Here is a 19107-nt window from a genome sequence, read left to right as displayed (position 1 = left end):
TAATTGAATTTATATAACAGCTTGTTTGAAGCCCCTCGTTATTTATATTCTTTCTTAATACACATAAATTAACATACACCTAACATAGTTAAAAAACTGAAATACAGCATACTAAAACAATTACTAAACCTATTTTTATGTGTAATTACTTTACAATTTAATAACCCAAAACTACATTCAACTTAATTTCCGAAAGGGACATTTGCAGCAAAACAAATTCCCTAATCATGATTAAACGATTACTTTTTTTTATCCTATTGCTTGTTAGCAGTGCTGAGCTGTTTGCTCAAACAACACAAGCTTCTATTTCGGGTGTAGTAACCGACGAACAAAACAAACCATTGCCAGGCGTGGCTATTTCGGTTAGAAATGAGTCTACGGGTTTTACGACTAAAACCGGAACTAACACCCAAGGCGCATTTACATTCAAAGAGCTTCCTTTAGGTGGCCCTTACACTATTAAAGCAACATTTATTGGCTTTGGAGAGCAAACTCGCTCTGGCTATAACCTAAACTTAGGCGATGTAGCCAAGGTAAATATTAAAATGACTGAAAGTGCGCAGACTTTAATGGCAGTTGAAATTAATGGAAACGGGTTAAAAAACAAGTCGCAACAATTTGGCGCCTCTACAGAGGTTTCATCTAAAACAATGAACCAGTTACCGATTAACGGTCGTAACTTTTCTAGTTTAACAGATTTATCTCCACTGAGCAATGGCGGAGGAATTTCTGGTCAATTAGGTTCATCTACCAATTTTACCATAGATGGTATGACCGCAAAAAACCCAACTTCAGCAGGTTCAACTACCAGCAGAAGTGGTGCTCCATATTCAATCTCTATTGAAACTGTTCGCGAATTTAAAGTAGTAACTAACCAATACGATGTTACTTTAGGCAGAGCCGGCGGTGGTACAATTAGTGCAGTAACCAAAGCTGGTACAAACGAAATCACGGGTAGCGCATTCGGCTACACGCGTGCAGATTGGTTATCAAGCCCTAACGATATTAGAGGCAATAAACGTCAAAATGATTTCTCTACAAGCCAATATGGTTTTACATTGGGTGGTCCAATTATTAAGGACAAATTGCATTATTTTGTAGGTTGGGATCATCAAAGAGATGCTCGTCCGTTAATTATTGCCGACATTCAATCGCCAGCTGACGAAGCGAGATTTAATACAACAAATGCTACACTAGGAGAATTTTTAAGCATTGCTCGTACAAAATACGGTGTGTCTAACACAGATCAGTACGGATCATTCGATAAGAAAAGAGGCTCTGACGCTGCATTTGCTCGTTTAGATTGGCAAATAGATGAAAAGAACTTATTAACCGTTCGTAACAATTACACCAACGACAGAAACCCGCTTGGTTTAGCAGATAACACAGCTATTAACTTTTTTGAGAGTTATGGTAACGATAAAAACGTTGACAATAGTTTGTTAGCAACGTTGCGTTCGACGATTAGCAGTAAAATTACCAACGAGTTGAAATTACAACATTTGTACACTTACCAAGCGAGTACACAAAACGACTTGTTACCTGCAGCGTTGCCGAGAGCTATTGTTAGAAACGTAGTATCAAACTTTACAAATGGTGGCACAGGTAGTACAGCTATGCAAATTGGTGGTCACCGTTTTGGGCAAGAGACTTTTACCAATAACGTATTGCAATTAGTTAACAATTTCTACTACAATACCGACAAAATCAAATATACTTTTGGTTTTGATGCGATGTACACCAATGCTTTATCATTATATGGTAGTGAAGTAAATGGAAGATTTGAATTTACAAACTCTGGTACGGCAACCGCTAACAATGTACAAACAGCTTTGCAGAACTTCAATAACCTAATTCCCAATTTATATTACAGGGAAGTTCCTTTGATGGAAGACCCAAGTGTAAGAGCCAACATTTGGAATACAGCTGTTTACGGACAAATGCAAACCAAGCTGGCTACTGGTTTAGACTTTACCGGTGGTTTACGTTTAGATTATAGCAGTTATCCAAAATCGCCACTTAACCAAGAGTTATTTAACGCAATTGGGGTAAGAACAGACCACGAGCTAAGTCAATTGGTATTACAACCTCGTATCCAATTTGATTGGAATATTAACGAGAAAAACACAGATTATTTACGTTTCGGAGCAGGTATTTTTGGTTCTGATGTAAACAATTATGTAACCATTAATAACTTAACTTTTGATGGTAAACATTTTGCAACACTTGATGTTACGGGCGCTAATGTTCCTACTCCAGATTTTATTGGTTATAGAAATGGAACTGTAGCAACACCATCTTTACCAGCATTGCAAGTTCCTACCATTAATACTTACGCAGAAGACGCAAAGATTCCGGTAGTTTACAAAGCCAACTTATCTTACAGCAAGTTAATTAACGAGAAATTACGTGTCGGTATTACAGGTTACGCAACGCTAGCTCGCAATAACTACATGTACGTAGACAGAAACATGGCTGCTAATCCTTATTTTACTTTAGCAAATGAAGGAAACAGAGGTGTATTTGTACCGGCTATTGGTTCAAATGGCGTAGCCGATTGGAAAACAGGTCGTTTAACCAACCAGTTTGGTCGTGTGTTAGAATTAAACAGCAAGGGTAAAGTAAACCAGTTTGCAGTAGTAGTGGATGGTACTTGGCAATATTTTAGAGATGGTGAAATCTCTGCAAGTTACACTTGGAACGACACAAAAGACAACACTTCATTTAATGGTAACGTAGCAAACTCTGCAACACTTTCTTTACCAGTAGTTGATGATCCTCGTGACCTAAGTAATATCAACTATTCAAATGGTCAGTTCCGTCATAAAGTAGTTATTTATGGAACATTACCAACATTTTACGGTGTAAAAATCGGTTTCAAATATTCAGGTATGGGTGGTACCAGATATAGCTTATTATCTGGAGCTAACAACAACGGTGATTTTGTTGCAACAAACGATTTAGCGTACGTGTTCGACAGAAACAACCCAAATGTACCAGAGCGTATACGTACAGGCTTACAAGCATTGTTAGATAACCCTAACGTTAGCCAAAGCGTTAAAGATTACATCTTGAAATATGAAGGAACTTTTGCTGAGCGTAATGGCGGTATCAACAATTTCTTTGGTCAGGTTGATTTAAGAGTAAGCAAAAAGTTTAACTTCAACAAAAGACATAATATCGAAATTTCTGCCGATGTATTTAACTTCGCAAACTTGCTGAGCAAGAAATGGGGCGTAACCGAAACCTTAGGCACGCAAGCGCTTTACGGATTAGGTGTACCAAATGCAAATCCTGCATTAGTTGTACCAAACTACGATACTACCAACAGACAATTTAACTATCGTGTAAATAATGCTGGAGTGGTAAATCCATCAGGAAATCCATGGCAGATTCAAGTTGGATTGCGTTACGGATTCTAAGTATTTAGTTACATTACAAAAACGGCTATTCATTTAATTATGGGTAGCCGTTTTTGCGTTAAATAAGTTTGGTTAATTTGCTTTCGCCATTACCCTGCAAACGGTAATCGTAATGCGATGGGAATTTATCCTACATGCTATTATCATTACGATTGCCAGTCGAGCTGGCAATGACGAAGTACGCCAGAGCTAAGCTACATCTTCACTGCTTTTGGGTCGGGTTTGTCGCACAGAAACTTTGTTCTTAAACCAGATAGAGCCAGGTAGCCCGAAGTGAGGAACGAACAAGGCTACAGGCGATAGCGGGACATCGGTTGGTATAGAAAACTGCCCGCTCATTTTCAAAAAATAATCGTAAATAGAGATTGTAAAATCTAAGATATATCAACAATAAATATTTATTTATCAATAGATTTAGGCATTAAATAACCCTAAACAATATGAAGAAAATTTTACTAACGCTAGCGTTGGTGTTTTCTGCTACAATTTTATTTGCTCAGCAAACCTATCCGGTAAACGGCTCTTTCGACGTTAGACCCGGATTGTACGCTTTTACTAATGCAAACATTGTAGTAAACGCTAACCAAACTATTAGCAATGGCGTGTTGCTAATCAAAGACAAAACCATCCAATCGGTTGGTACAGGTACAAGTATCCCAAAGGGATATGTTGTTATCGACTTGAAAGGTAAGTACATCTACCCATCTTTAATTGATGCATTTACTTCTTACGGCATAGCCGAATCTCAACGTGCTACAGCTGGCGGTTTCGGCGGTGGCCGTCAATCCATCTTTACTTCAACAAAAAAAGGCGCTTATAACTGGAACGAAGCTATTAGACCAGAAACTGAAGTGAAAAACATTTTTGCGATAGATGCTAAAAAAGCAGACGATTTGCGCAAAGTGGGTTTTGGAAGTGTTAATGCTATCAATCGTGATGGTATTGCCCGCGGTACCTCTGCTGCTGTTTCGTTAACAGATGTTAGCGAAAACCTGGCGATGATTAAAGACCAAACCGCAGCTAATTACTCTTTTAACAAAGGAACTTCAGCAAATGACTATCCTTCGTCTTTAATGGGTTCTATTGCCCTTTTGCGCCAAACTTATTTAGATGCAAGCTGGTACAAAGGCCAAAAAGAAGAATATAACATTTCTTTAGATGAGTTTAACAAACAGCAAAACTTACCTCAACTGTTTGAGGCCGATGGATGGCAAAATATTTTGCGTGCTGCAAAAATTGGAAAAGAGTTTGGCAAACAATACATCATCAAATCAAATGGCGATGAGTACCAACGTATAGATGCGGTTAAAGCAAGTGGCGCAAGTTTAATTATCCCTATAAACTTTGCTAAGGCTTTTGATGTTGAAGATCCAGCAGAAGCTAGAAACGTAAGTTTAGGTCAAATGAAAGCTTGGGAATTGGCACCAACCAACCCGGCCGTTCTGGAAAAAGCAGGTGTTAATTTCGCTTTAACAACCTTTAGCTTAGATAACCCTAGAGATTTTTGGGCTAATCTTCGCACTGCGATAGAAAATGGATTAACAGAAAAACAAGCTTTACTTTCTGTAACAGAAGTGCCTGCAAAAATGCTAGGCATTAGCGACAAAGTTGGTTCTTTGGAAAAAGGTAAATTGGCTAACTTCTTGATCACGTCTGAAAATATTTTTAAAAGCAGCAACATCATTTACGAAAATTGGGTGCAAGGCAAACGTTTTATCGTAAGCAAAATGGATGTAACCGATTTACGTGGTGTTTATAATTTAAATGCTGACGGAATTGGCGCTTTAACCTTAAAAATTACGGGTACAGGTGGCGGAACTGCAGCTGCTATTGAAAGAACTGGTGCAGACAGCGTAAAAACTACCGCAACTTTTGTACGTAGTGGAGACTGGGTGAGTATTAACTTTAACCTAAAGAAAAATCCTAAAGGCGATATTCGTTTAAGTGGCTACTTAACCAACGTAAGCCCTATTGCTTTTAAGGGCGAATTTGCCCTTTCTGAAGGCACAACAGGAAATTGGACAGCTACTTTTAAGGAAGCTAACAAAGAAGCGCCAAAACGCGAAGAGCCGAAACCTGCTTTAGCTGCAAATGGTCCGTTAATTTATCCAATGGTTGCTTTTGGTAATACTGTACAACCTGTTGCAGAAAGCGTTTTATTAAAAAATGCCACTGTTTGGACTAACGAAAAAGAAGGTATTTTGCAAAATGCAGATGTACTTTTAGAGGGTGGTAAAATTAAGGCAGTCGGTAAAAATTTAGCTGCGGGTGCTGCAAAAGTTGTTGATGCAACCGGCAAACACATTACCGCCGGTCTAATTGATGAGCATTCGCATATTGCCGGCACGGGCGGTATAAATGAAGGAGCACAATCTTCATCATCAGAGGTTCGAATTGCAGATATTATAAATTCTGAAGACGTAAACATCTATCGCCAATTGGCTGGTGGGGTTACTACTTCTCAAATCCTTCACGGTTCGGCAAATCCTATCGGCGGACAATCCCAACTAATTAAACTACGTTGGGGCAAGCTACCTGAGGAACTGAAATTTGAAGGTGCCGATGGCTTTATCAAATTCGCCCTTGGCGAAAATGTTAAACAAAGTAACTTTGGTACAGGAGCTCGTTTCCCAGTTACACGTATGGGTGTTGAGCAAACTTTTGTAGATCATTTTACAAGAGCGCAGGAGTATAAAAAAGCTTTAGCCATTAAAGGCAATAACGTTCGTAGAGATTTAGAGTTAGACGCTTTGGTAGAAATTTTAGATAACAAACGTTTTATTACCTGCCACTCTTATGTACAAAGTGAAATTAACATGTTAATGCATGTTGCAGATAGCTTAGGCTTTAAAATTAACACCTTTACCCACATTTTAGAAGGTTACAAAGTGGCCGACAAAATGAAAGCTCGTGGCATTAACGCTTCTACTTTCTCAGATTGGTGGGCTTACAAGATGGAAGTTCAGGAAGCTATCCCGTACAACGGAAAAATTATGCACAACGTAGGTATTACTACAGCTTTTAACTCAGATGATGCAGAAATGGCTCGTCGTTTAAACCAAGAAGCTGGAAAATCTGTTTTGTATGGCGGCGTTTCTGAAGAAGATGCTTTAAAATTTGTAACGTTAAATCCTGCTAAAATGCTTCACATAGATAATAAGGTGGGCAGTTTAAAAGCCGGTAAAGATGCCGATGTAGTAGTTTGGTCGGCCAACCCGCTTTCTATTTATGCAAAAGCAGAAAAAACTTTTGTAGATGGCATTGCTTATTGGGATTTAGAAAAAGATGCACAGTTGCAGAAAACGCAACAAACAGAACGTGCTAGGCTAATTCAAAAAATGTTAGACAGCAAAAACAAAGGTGGCAGAACTCAACGTCCGGTTGCAGTTCCTCAAACCCTATATCACTGCGAATCTGTTAGCGATTATTTACACGAATACACTACAGAAATGGAAGGAGCTCATTCTCATGAATAAATATATTTTAACGGCTTTTTTCGCATTTGCGTCAACCGTAGTAGCATTTGCACAAGCAAATATTGTTCCTGCTAAACCGCAGAGCAAAAAGGTAATCATATTAGGTGCGGTTGTTCATGTTGGCAATGGCCAAGTTATAGAAAACGGCTATATCACCTTCGACAAAGGCAAAATAACCGGTGTTGGAGATGCAACAGTAGTAAAATTCGCGTTAACTGACGCCGATGTTATTTCGGCTAATGGCAAACACGTATATCCTGGTTTTATTTCGCCAATCACCAATTTAGGTTTGGCAGAATTCGAATCGGTAAAAGCTACGTTAGATTTTGCCGAGATTGGAAACATGAATCCGCACATCAGATCTATTGTAGCCTATAATACAGATTCTAAAGTACAACCTACCTTACGCAGTAATGGAGTTTTAATGGCGCAAATTACACCACAAGGCGGTACTATTGCAGGCAGTTCTTCTGTAGTGCAGTTAGATGCTTGGAACTGGGAAGACGCGGCTATAAAAACCGATGATGCCTTACACCTAAACTGGCCAGCTACTCCACGCTTTAGAGGTGGTTTTAACAGACCCGGATTCTCTGCAGATGCACTGGCAGAAAGAACGCAAAAAGCAATTGCCGATTTAGAAGAGATCTTCTCGCAAGCAAAAGCTTATGGCGAAGGTGCTAAACCAGCAACAAGCAATGCTCGTTTGGCCGCTATGGCAAATTTGTTTAACGGCAAACAAAAATTGTTCATTACCGCTGGCACACAAAAAGATATTGTAGCTGCAGTAAATTTTGCTAAAAAATACGGCATCACTCCAGTAATAGTTGGCGGAAACGAAGCCTACCTAATTACAAGTTTCCTAAAAGACAACAACATTGCAGTAGTGGTTAGTCAACCGCATGCTTTGCCGAGCAATGTAGATGACGATGTGAATATGCCTTATAAAAATGCAGCTATTTTAGCAAATGCGGGTGTTACCGTTGCAGTTAGCATTGATGGTTACTGGCAACAAAGGAACTTGCCTTTTATGGCTGGTACCATTGCTACATGGGGTTTAGGTGCAGAAAAAGCGCTACAAACCATTACCCTAAATACAGCTAAAATTTTGGGTATAGACAAAACTACTGGCAGCATAGAAGTTGGCAAAGATGCTACAATTTTTATATCTGCTGGTGATGCGTTAGATATGAAAACCAACAAAGTTGAAACTGCATTTATTCAAGGAAGATCTATTAATTTAGACAACCTACATAAACAGTTAGACAAAAGATTTAGCGATAAATACGGCATAAAATAACCGTATCGTATAATTTAAAGCCATGAATCAATTAAGGTTCATGGCTTTTTTATGTACTTATATTTTTTGTAGCGCAAAGGCACTACTAATATTTTCGGCACTCCCGCCATACACTTCAATCTTTTACCCAAAGTTGCACCTGTGCCAATAGCCAATTTGTGCAAAAGGGTAAAAGGATTTTCGTTACTGTCGGAGGCTGGTTTGTAAAGGTTTTGCTTTAAGCATTTCCATCGTTGGCCCACATCTTCCGTCATACCCAACTCGGTTGGGTATCTTAATTCGAAAATTATGAAAAACTGGTCTTTATCAAGCTTAAATATGTGTTTAGAAAAGTTTCTGTTCAGCGAAGCCAATCTAAAGCTTGTATGCATTCGCATTACAATTGCCAGTCGAGCTGGCAATCAAGAATAATAAAAAAGAGCTAACTTAAGTACGTTTTTGAAGCCGTAGAATAAAAAAAGGATGGCCTGTACCTGGACCATCCCCTTAACTAACTTATTATTTATAAAACTGGCTGTTGGGGAAGGAGTCGAACCTTCAAGGGGTAGTTAGCTGCAATTCAAAATTAATTTGTGGTCAACCCATAAATTGCGTTTGTCCCATGATCCCCACCACCGAGACAAGGAGGTGTGTCTGCCAATTTCACCACCCAACATTATTTACTAAGTTTTAAGTAATACTTTTTAAGTTATAAGTAGCATTTTGCAAAGAAAACGTACAACTTAAAAACTTACTACTTATAACTAAGTGCTGTAGGGGAAGGAGTCGAACCTTCATAGAGTGGTTGTACCATTACTGGATTTCCCAAATTCTCTACCACCGAGACAAGGAGGTGTGTCTGCCAATTTCACCACCCTACAGAGTATAAGCAATTGTTAAAGAACTATTTCGTTGTTGTTGCTTGATACAAACATAAGACATTTATCAAATATGTTGCAAATATTTTATTGATTTAATTTAATTTTTATCATTTTTTCATTTATTTTTACAAATCATTAAAAATTTTAAAATTTATGCTTAAAAAAGAAACGCAAAATTTAGAAATTGACAACCTCGATATTCAGATTTTAACACAGTTGATGCAAGATGCAACTAAACCTTATACAGAAATTGCTAAAGAACTCATCATTTCTGGTGGTACGGTACACGTTAGAATGAAAAAGTTGATGGACATGGGCATTATTAAAGGTTCGCATTTAATCATAGATCCTAAAAAAGCTGGTTATGATATTACTGCATTTTTAGGTATCTATTTAGAAAAAGGTTCGCTATATAAAGATGCTGTAGAACAACTAAGCGCAATTAAAGAAGTGGTAGAGCTACATTACACTACTGGCTCTTACAGTATGTTTGCCAAAATTACCTGTCGAGATACGGGCCATTTGAGACATGTGCTTAACGAAGAAATACAAGCCGTAAAAGGCATACAACGTACTGAAACACTGATTTCGTTAGAAGAAAGTATTAAAAGGCAGATAGAGCTTTAGAGGAGCAAAGATTAAAAGAATAAAGAGCAAAGATGAAAGAACAAAGAGCAAGGGTTTATACTATTCTAGTTAACAAACCTAATCAATGCTCCTTATTCTTTGCTCTACTTAAACATTCCTTTCAGTTTGGCAAGTTTTTCTTGTAAATCGCCATCTGCCTCTTTTTTGGCTTGTTGAGGTTTTTGATTGAAATTCTTTGAGTGTTGCTCATTGTTTTTCGTCCCCTGCTCTCTGTTTCTAAATCCTTGTTCTTTGCTCCTTGCTCCTTGTTCTTTCTGACTTTCGGTCTTACCAACTTTCGGACTCTCTTCCGTTTTCATCGATAGAGAAATTCTCTTCCTTGCAATATCCACATCTACAACGGTTACTTCTACCACCTGACTTACTTTAACCACATCATTAGGGTTTGCTACAAATCGGTTAGCTAGTTGGCTGGTATGCACCAAGCCGTCTTGATGTACGCCAATATCTACAAAAGCACCGAAATTGGTAATGTTGGTTACAATACCCGAAAGTTTCATCCCTTTCTTCAAATCCTCCATTGAATTTACGCCTTCAGCAAAGCTAAATGCCTCAAATTGCTCACGCGGATCGCGACCTGGTTTTGCCAATTCTTTAACAATATCCGTTAAGGTAGGCAAACCAACTTCTGCCGTAACGTAACGTTGTAGGTTAATCTTTTTCTGTAGGTTTTGATCTTTGATCAAGTCATCAACCGTACATCCCAGATCTTTTGCCATCTCGTTTACCAGTTCGTAACGTTCTGGATGTACGCCACTACTGTCCAAAACCTGTTTTGCATCGCGAATGCGTAAAAACCCCGCAGCCTGCTCAAATGCCTTTCCGCCTAATCGAGGAACTTTTTTTAAGCTTTCCCTATTTTTAAACGCTCCATTCGCATTGCGATAATTTACTATATTTTGCGCCAGTGTATCACCTAATCCTGAAACGTAGGCCAATACCTGTTTAGATGCGGTGTTCAATTCTACACCAACTGCATTTACACAGCTTATTACCGTATCATCTAAGCTTTGTTGCAACTTATTTTGATCTACATCATGTTGATATTGCCCAACACCTATAGATTTTGGATCTATTTTAACCAACTCTGCCAAAGGATCCATTAACCTACGACCTATGGAAACGGCACCACGAACGGTAATATCCTGTGTTGGAAACTCTTCTCTAGCTAAGGGCGATGCCGAATAAATTGAAGCTCCGCTTTCGTTTACCATAACCACTAATAGGTTAGGGATTTTTAAGCCACGTACAAAAGTTTCTGTTTCTCGCCCAGCTGTACCATTGCCAATTGCAATTGCTTCTATCTCGTGTTTCTCGCAAAGCTGTTTCAATTGCCATTCCGCGTCTTTTAAATTGCCTTGGCCCGTGTGCGGATAAATGGTTGTGTTAACCAATAACTGTCCTTGCCTATCCAAACAAACCACTTTGCAACCAGTTCTAAAACCCGGATCTATAGCCAATACATTTTTTTGCCCTAATGGCGCAGCCAACAAAAGCTGACGAGCGTTGGCAGCAAAAACCTTTATGGCTTCTTCATCTGCTTTTTGTTTAATTGCAGCTCTCAACTCTGTTTCCATTGCAGGGCGAAGTAAACGTTTGTAACCGTCTGCAATAGCTAATTGCACCTGATCTGCAGCTGGATTCCGGGCAGTTAAAAACTGGTTCTCTAATAATTCTACTGCAGGTTCGTCTGGCGGAAGAACATTTAACTTCAAAAAACCTTCTTCCTCGCCCCTTAACATTGCCAAAACACGATGAGAAGGCGCCGATTTAGCATTTTCTTCCCACTCAAAATAATCTTTATATTTTATGCCAGCTTCTTCTTTGCCTTTTGCTACAACCGTTTTATAAGTTGCCTTTTGCATAAAATGATTACGCATTTTGGTTCTTGCGTCCGCATTTTCGCTTATCATTTCGGCGATAATATCTCTTGCGCCCGCTAATGCTTCTTCACTGTCTAAAACACCTTTTTCCTTGTTTATGTAATTTTCAGCCTCGGCGCTGGGCTCTATTCTACTTTGAGATAAAATACGCAATGCCAAAGGCTCTAAACCTTTCTCTTTAGCAACCGAAGCCCTTGTTTTACGTTTAGGTTTGTATGGCAAATATATATCTTCTAAAGCAGTTAGTGTTTTAACTTCGTTTAGCTGCTTTGTCAATGCTGGTGTTAATTTACCCATTTCGGTAAGCGACTTTAAAATTGCTTCACGACGTTTATCCAACTCGCGTAGTTGTTGCGCCAAATCTCTTATTGCGGCTACTTGAACTTCGTCTAAACTTCCCGTTGCCTCTTTACGGTAACGAGAGATAAAGGGAACGGTTGCGCCTTCGTCTAAAAGGCTAATAGTTGCGCTCACTTGCTTAACAGCTATATTTAAAGCACTTGCTATGCTTTGGTAATGTAATTCCATATTTTGCTTTAGAAGAGGCTAATTTAGGCAGATGATTATTGAGATTAAAATGATTTTAATAACATTTTATGTTCGCTTATTTATTGGGTTTTTATTTAGCGTTTGATAGGAAAAATGTAAATAGCAGCAATGCATTTCTGTAAAATAAACCCGATTGAAATGGAAAGCCCGCAAACGAGTTTACGAGTGCGGACTTGTAATAAAAAGCGGGACTAAGAATGCGATGGAATACTCGTTTAGCTTTACAAAAAGTTTTTTAAAAGTTTTTTTATGCTTTTTGGAACAATTTATTTATTTGACTTGTAGCCTTAACCAGTTTAAAACCTCTGTTAATATTATTGGGGATATTGTTTGTTCTATTTGCCCGTACTCGCTAGGAGAACCGGTTTTGCTTTCTTGAAACAAATGATTTAACCCTGGAAATTGTTTAACCGTTACATTTTTATTTCCTGCTTTAGCTAAAACGGTTTGTATGCCTAGTAGATTTTCCTTAGCGCTAACCTGCAAATCATTCTCGCCATTTAATGCAAGCACCGGAACTTTAACCTTTGTTAAATAAATGCTCGGATCTGTTTTAAGGAAATTATAGAACCACGTGGCAGTTAATTGATTAACGATTGTGGCTATATCTTTATCGGGCACATTACCGCTTAACTTCTCTTTAAAATAATTATTTAGTTGTGTTTTTAATTGATTATCGTTTTTACTCGATGCCAAAACTAATTTGTATGCACCCTTAAAAGCACTCTGAGCATCAGCTAAATCCTTTTCAGAAACTCCTGCCTGGCGCTCTATTTTCTCTTTTTGCAAAAGCATGAGTTCTGTTATTGGCATTCCCGGTGCGGCTAACAAAACAACAAAGGCAACGCCTTTATCTTGCGCAGCAACCATTGGCGCTATCATTCCACCTTCGCTGTGGCCAATTAAACCAATTTTCTTTTGGTTTATTTCCTTTCGTGTACGTAAATAAGCTATTGCGCTTTCTACATCCGTTGCAAAATCTTGCGTTGTAGCATTTTTAAAATCTCCCGTTGATTGCGCTACACCTCTATCATCATACCTTAAAACTGCAAAACCGTTTCTTGTTAAGTAGTCAGATAGTACTAGAAATGGTTGATGGTCGAAAAGTTTCTCATCTCTGTCTTGCGGACCGCTACCAGTAATTAAAATAACCGCCGGAAAGTTGCCTTCCTTTTGAGGTAGCGTTAACGTACCAGCAAGCTTAACATTGGCTGAACCATTATTAAATGTTACCTCTTCTGAATAATACGGGAAGGGAGCAACTGGAGTTTGAGGTCGCGGTGTTTTTACTTTTTCTGTAACCTTTTTTGATAAAGTTAAAGGGAATGTTTGTCCGCCTTGTTTAAAATCGCCAACAATCGTCTCATCGGTTAATCTCCCCTCGTAAGTTAAAGCCATGTTAGGTGCCGAAAGCGTTAGCAGGCCGTCTTGAAAAGTGGTTTTATTTACCGGAATGCCTATTGCACCTTGGTCTGGGCTATCCATTGTTGCTGTATAGCCCGCTTCGGCTTTTTTTATATCGAAAATAACTCTCAAACTAGTGCCTTGAATTTTTAACACACCATTCCAACGGCCCGCTATATCTTGTGCGTAAAGGCTACCTGATAGTAAAATGATGCTTAAAAAGCTTAATATTCTCATATTTTTGGGATTTTACCCAAGATAATATTTTCAAAAAGCTTTAAAGAACCTAAACGAAAAAATCCCCTAAGCAAGCTTAGGGGATTTGTATTTTAAACCGTTGGGTTTGTTCTAATTATTTGTTAACGTACATTACTTCTTTAACCGCTTTAACAACTCGCTCTGCATTTGGTAAGCTAGCAGCAATTAGTGTTGGCGCATAAGGAAGTGGCACATCTGCACAAGTGATACGCAAGATTGGTGCATCTAAATGATCGAAAGCGTGTTTTTGAACGTTGAAAGTAATTTCTGATGAAATTGATGCCAATGGCCAAGCTTCTTCTACAATTACCAAACGGTTTGTTTTCTTAACAGATTCGATAATCGTTGCATAATCTATCGGTCGAACGCTTAATAAATCGATTACTTCTACGTTGATACCGTCTTTACCTAATTCTTCTACAGCTGGGTTAACAACACGAGTTAACATTTTACCGAAAGTTACAATGGTTACATCTGTACCTTCTTTCGCAACAACTGCTTTACCAATTTCTAAAGTGTATTCTTCTTCAGGAACTTCACCTTTATCGCCGTACATTACTTCAGATTCCATGAAGATTACCGGATCTGGATCATTAATAGCAGCTTTTAATAAACCTTTTGCATTATATGGAGTTGAAGGAACAACAACTTTTAAACCAGGGCAATTTGCAAACCAGTTCTCGAAATTTTGAGAGTGTTGTGCACCTAACTGACCAGCATTACCAGTTGGACCACGGAAAACGATTGGAACAGAAAACTGGCCGCCGCTCATTGATAAAATTTTTGCAGCCGCATTAATAATTTGATCTATAGCAACCAAAGAGAAGTTGAATGTCATAAATTCCACGATCGGAATTAAGCCATTCATGGCAGCGCCAACACCGATTCCGGCAAAGCCTAACTCTGCAATTGGTGTATCTATAACGCGTTTGTCGCCAAACTCGTCAAGCATACCCTGACTAACTTTATATGCTCCGTTGTATTGCGCAACTTCCTCGCCCATTAAAAAAATGTTCTCGTTTTTACGCATTTCTTCGCTTAGTGCTTCGCGTAGTGCCTCTCTGAATTGGATTTCTCTCATTGTTTATTAAAAAATTACCAAGCGCAAATATAACTATTACATCGTAATTTTAAAGTTTGTTTTGATAACGCAGGCTAAATATTTTGTGACACAGAATTATGTTCTAACATCTGCCAAATATCAGCTATTTTATTTCTTTTCTTTAGAAATATCCTCTCCAAAATGGATGATATTTCCATTATTGTCCAATATGGAAAATTGACGCATTTCCCAAGGCATATTCTTTAATGTTCCGTTTGGATGAACAACTCCTTGCGCCTTGTATTCGGCAAACAAGTCATCAACCGCGGTTACATTTACATAACAGCCAGTAGATTTTGGAACACTTTCATCTTCGGTTGGCCATAAATGAATATTGATATCATCTTTACTGAAGATAAGATAACCATCCCAATTATTATGAAAGGTAAAACCCAGTTTTTCTGTATAAAATTTGATGGTTTCTTCTGCATTTAAGGAGGCGAGAATGGGCACAGCAGTTTTTAGCATAATTTAATTTTTAGATTTTAATATTTAGAAAGTATTATCAATATTCCAATTTTTATTTAGCAAACCATAAATCTCGCTATCTAAAAATTTACCTTGAAAGTAATAATCTTCTTTAAAATAAGCTTCCTTCTTAAAACCATGCTTTAACAAAATTTGTCTGGATGCGTTATTACCCGGATTAATAGTTGCGCAAATAGAGTGCAATTTCATTTCTTCAAAACCAAATGAAACAACCTTATGTAAAGCTTCTGAGATTATTTTCTTGCGCCAAAAACTTGGGTGTAACATATAGCCAATTTCCGCTCTATGATTTGCCAAGTCAGTTCTGTAATATCCAATTTCACCTATCATTTTCCCTGGGTTTTCTTTTTGCGCAACTACCCAAGCAACCGAAATCCTACTATTGTAGCCTTCGTGCACCTGCCTTATTCTTTCTTCGGTTTCTTTTATATTTTTAGGATTTTCTCTGTTGATATAACGCATTACATCTTCGTGTGTACGCAGGGCGAATAACGCTTCTGCATCAGCAAGCGAGTGTGACCTAAGAATCAACCTATCGGTTTGCAATGTTGGGAATGAGGGGAAATTGAGCTTAAGCATTTTCTTTTTTCGTAACTAAAAATCCATATAATTTTTCAAATTCTTTAACTTCATCATTAAATGAATTTTTTGCGTGATGAACTTCTTGGTTTTTAATTAAGCTTTAACAAAATAAAGAAAATTTGGCTAAAGCCATCTTTAAAACCTTTCATTGCCGTTGGTTTCAGCCAACGGATTAAATGAAAAAGGCAATCGCTTTAGCCACACTATCTCCCAAACAATGTAGTATAAATAGAATAGACATAATTCCCTGGAACCTGGCTTGCCCTAAAAGGAATATTATAATCAAACAATTCTTTCAACTTAAGTTTCAATGCATTTAGGAAAAGTAATTTTTCTGAAGCCAAAAACTCATCACGAAGTACACCGTTTTTTCCTGAGAAGGTTATTCCATCTTTACTCATTGTTTTAACGATGTACAAATTCGGTTCTACATTTTCATTTTTTGAAATTTGCTCGTAAACATGCGTGTAAAAAAGTGTTTGTACTAATGCTTTGTTTATGTTGCCACAATCCGTATCAAAGCACTCTTCAATCGATGAATATTTCAACTTATCACTCCCTGTTTTATAATCTACAATTCTGTAAACGCCATTCTTTAAATCAACCCTATCTATAATACCAAAAAGTTTAATTTGCTGTTGCTTGCCATTTGCCTCAAAATTAAAGCTCACATTTCCTTTTTGCTCCAGGCCTATTAAAGTAAAAGGCGCATCTTCGGTATCTTGTTTTAAGATGATGTTTACATACTCCAATACAATTGCATAAATAACTTTTTGCATCCCGTTTAATTGTACATGAACATTTCTATTCTCGTACAACACCTGTGCAAAACCCTGCATAATTAACTTCGGAATATCATCTCTTTTTTCTTTAATCCTTTCTGCTGTAATTTCTGGATCGATGGCTTTTAACTGCGCATAAAATTGCTCCATCACATCATGCAAAATTAAACCAACTTTGTAGGCCTCAACCGTTTCTTCTACCTCTTTTGGCTCTTCAATCCCTGCAACATATTTGTAAAAGAAGTCTATCGGATTTGAAATATAAGTGGTTAATGCAGATGCAGATAGGTATTTCTGTCCAGACAAATATTTATTCAAAACTTGTTGAACTTTCTCAGACTTAATCACAACCTCATCTCTTTTCAACTCTGTTTTAACCGTTAGTTGTAATTCCTTGTGATGAAAATTGAAATCGCTTTCGTATTCTAATTGCTTTATAAATCGAGATGGTTCTCCACTATTGCTCTCATCCGTTAAGCTATTATAGACAAAATCTATACTTTTTGATCTTTGTATCAATCTGTAAAACATATAGGCAGAAATCGCATCCTGATTTTCGAGAACAGGCAAACCATACGCTCTCCTTAAACTATCCGGAATAAAAGTTGTACCGGTAGATGCCTGCGGAACAATTCCTTCATTTAAACCTAAAATAATTACCCTATCAAAATTCAGGTTTCTACTCTCTAGCAAACCCATAATCTGGATACCGTTTAAGGGATCTCCTTCTAACGGAACTGCAATAGCGCTCAATGATTTTTGGATCAAAGAAAGCACAAAACTCAACTCAATATCTTTTTGATATTTAGCTATATGATGCTGAAGCGTATCCTGCAAACGGTTTAATTCTTGCATGGTTTTACCAAACAACTCTGCATCAATTCTTTTCAGTTTTTTGGAAGCTAGTTCGCGTTGTAGAACATAATCCAACACTTCAATTAACGTTTTTACCGCATCGGCGGATGAAGTAATAGGCTCAAAAAATGTAGCGAATAAACCTCCTTGCCGAGTTAAACGACCATAGGGTATTTCTATTAACTGCTCCCTAATTAAAGCGTCAATAATTTTTGGTCGCATTACATCACTAATGCCAATTAATGGATGTGACAGAAATGAAATTGCTGTCTGGTATTGAACTGTTTTTTTCGCATTAACTTCAGATTGTACGCTTAACCATAAATCAGCTAATCCATAAAGCGACGAATTTGTTAAACCAAAACCCATCGTAATGTTTACATCTACTTTTTTATCTTCAATTCTAGCCGGTATAGTCTGCAAAACTGGGATTAACAAACTTTCGTCGGCCAAAATAATCGCTGTATTTACCGCTTGCTGATTTAAAATTTGTTCCTTTTCATCTGCCAAAAGTTCGTTTACAATTTTTGCCTGTGCGGTTTGCCCCTGCACTTTATAAACATTCACATCACGCTGTGCAGATTTGATGTAACTAAGCTCGTTTGGCAACTGATTTTTTAAGCCGATTTGCTTTAAATTTCTACGAAGAAAAAGGCCCGCTTCCTGCATTTCGTCCTCCAGATAATAGCTGTCTGTATCGAAGTAGAAAATTGCTTTACCTTCATCTTGCCAACGTTTAAACGCTTTTGCTTCAGCTTTGCTTAACGCATTAAAACCAATAAAAATTAATTTACCATCCGCATATTTTGCAGTAAAATCTATATCGTTTTTGCCTTCGGCGATATTTTTATACAACCTGGCCATTGTTGTAAAACCATTATCTGCTAACTTTTCATGAAAATTGCGATATAACACCGGCATTCGATGCCACATTTTGATGAAAAGCTCCTGCTGTTTTTTGTATCTACCTTCAGAATAAGATTGCCAAAACTGCGATAAAAATTCTTTCTGTTCTGCCGTTAAGAAATCAAATTGCTGATTAATAATGGCTATGTCTTCCAGTTCTGTAAAAAGCTTATCCGCATCAACTAAATCATTGTCTATCTGATTAAAATCGCCCAAAATGATGCGGGCAATATTATGAAACTTAGCAATTGAAGGCAGTTTTTCCAAACCTTCGCTTTTTAGCAAATCGGTATAACAATCGTACAGCGTAAAAAACTGTGTATAATGATCGGCAATTTTTAAGCTGGTTGCTTCTGCAAAAAACTCTTGAACGGTAAAAAATGCGGGGCTCCAGAATGGCTTCTGGTAAATATCTGCCAAATGTTTTTGCAAGTAAGATGCCGGACGTTTATTGTTGAAAACGATAGCACAATCTTGCAAGTTCTGGCCAAACTTGGCAACTAAATCTTCAGCAACTTCTTTTAAAAATGGGTTCATTGTATGTTCTAGTAGCGTCACCCTGTTCCGGCCTTTCAGCAATCAGGGCCTGCGAAA

Annotated in this window: 11 protein-coding genes and 2 tRNA genes; 4 read left to right on the top strand and 9 right to left on the bottom strand. The window is 37.8% G+C overall.

The annotated features are described in order from the left end of the window. Window positions 1–227: 227 nt before the first annotated feature. The 3 genes from DUT69_RS02590 to DUT69_RS02580 all read left to right on the top strand — a co-directional run bounded on the left by DUT69_RS02590 (window position 228) and on the right by DUT69_RS02580 (window position 8195). The gene (locus DUT69_RS02590; protein WP_113651570.1) at window positions 228–3422 is read left to right on the top strand and encodes a TonB-dependent receptor; all 3195 of its coding nucleotides are present in this window, start codon (window positions 228–230) and stop codon (window positions 3420–3422) included. Between the two features lie 440 nt (window positions 3423–3862). Further along, on the top strand, window positions 3863–6898 hold the full coding sequence (locus tag DUT69_RS02585) for an amidohydrolase family protein (RefSeq protein WP_113651569.1): 3036 nt from the start codon (window positions 3863–3865) through the stop codon (window positions 6896–6898). Further along, a complete protein-coding gene (locus DUT69_RS02580) occupies window positions 6891–8195 on the top strand; it encodes an amidohydrolase family protein (protein ID WP_113651568.1) in 1305 nt (434 codons plus the stop codon). Before DUT69_RS02585 ends, DUT69_RS02580 begins: the two co-directional genes overlap by 8 nt. Window positions 8196–8233: 38 nt before the next feature. On the opposite strand, the gene DUT69_RS02575 is transcribed toward DUT69_RS02580, so the two are convergent. The 3 genes from DUT69_RS02575 to DUT69_RS19140 all read right to left on the bottom strand — a co-directional run bounded on the left by DUT69_RS02575 (window position 8234) and on the right by DUT69_RS19140 (window position 9055). Further along, window positions 8234–8566, bottom strand: a complete 333-nt coding sequence (locus DUT69_RS02575; protein WP_113651567.1) for a hypothetical protein — start codon at window positions 8564–8566, stop codon at window positions 8234–8236. Window positions 8567–8706: 140 nt separating this feature from the next. Next, a tRNA-Asp gene (locus tag DUT69_RS19145) sits at window positions 8707–8850 on the bottom strand. Between the two features lie 95 nt (window positions 8851–8945). Then, window positions 8946–9055: transfer RNA gene (locus tag DUT69_RS19140), tRNA-Asp, on the bottom strand. 153 nt (window positions 9056–9208) lie between these two features. Between DUT69_RS19140 and DUT69_RS02570 the strand changes: the two genes are divergently transcribed. Then, window positions 9209–9682 carry an Lrp/AsnC ligand binding domain-containing protein gene (locus DUT69_RS02570; RefSeq protein WP_113651566.1) on the top strand — a complete coding sequence of 158 codons (474 nt, stop codon included), beginning with the start codon at window positions 9209–9211 and terminating at the stop codon, window positions 9680–9682. 104 nt (window positions 9683–9786) lie between these two features. Here DUT69_RS02570 and DUT69_RS02565 read toward each other — a convergent pair whose 3' ends face one another. The 6 genes from DUT69_RS02565 to DUT69_RS02540 form a co-directional block, all read right to left on the bottom strand. Beyond that, the gene (locus DUT69_RS02565; RefSeq protein WP_113651565.1) at window positions 9787–12114 is read right to left on the bottom strand and encodes a Tex family protein; all 2328 of its coding nucleotides are present in this window, start codon (window positions 12112–12114) and stop codon (window positions 9787–9789) included. 291 nt (window positions 12115–12405) lie between these two features. Further along, the gene (locus tag DUT69_RS02560) at window positions 12406–13776 is read right to left on the bottom strand and encodes an alpha/beta hydrolase family protein (RefSeq protein WP_113651564.1); all 1371 of its coding nucleotides are present in this window, start codon (window positions 13774–13776) and stop codon (window positions 12406–12408) included. A gap of 115 nt (window positions 13777–13891) precedes the next feature. Next, window positions 13892–14878, bottom strand: coding sequence for a pyruvate dehydrogenase complex E1 component subunit beta (locus DUT69_RS02555; RefSeq protein ID WP_113651563.1), 987 nt, complete (start codon window positions 14876–14878; stop codon window positions 13892–13894). A gap of 129 nt (window positions 14879–15007) precedes the next feature. Beyond that, the gene (locus DUT69_RS02550) at window positions 15008–15367 is read right to left on the bottom strand and encodes a bleomycin resistance protein (protein WP_113651562.1); all 360 of its coding nucleotides are present in this window, start codon (window positions 15365–15367) and stop codon (window positions 15008–15010) included. 24 nt (window positions 15368–15391) lie between these two features. Further along, window positions 15392–15967 (bottom strand): GNAT family N-acetyltransferase, encoded by a 576-nt coding sequence (locus DUT69_RS02545; protein WP_113651561.1) that lies wholly within the window; start codon window positions 15965–15967, stop codon window positions 15392–15394. 206 nt (window positions 15968–16173) lie between these two features. Further along, window positions 16174–19050, bottom strand: coding sequence for a PD-(D/E)XK nuclease family protein (locus DUT69_RS02540; RefSeq protein ID WP_113652453.1), 2877 nt, complete (start codon window positions 19048–19050; stop codon window positions 16174–16176). Window positions 19051–19107: the final 57 nt, after the last annotated feature.

This window comes from Pedobacter namyangjuensis (assembly GCF_003313325.1).
In the GTDB taxonomy this organism is placed as follows: domain Bacteria; phylum Bacteroidota; class Bacteroidia; order Sphingobacteriales; family Sphingobacteriaceae; genus Pedobacter; species Pedobacter namyangjuensis.
Note: the sequence above shows the minus strand (reverse complement) of the source record. Positions and strands in the feature narration are given on the sequence as shown.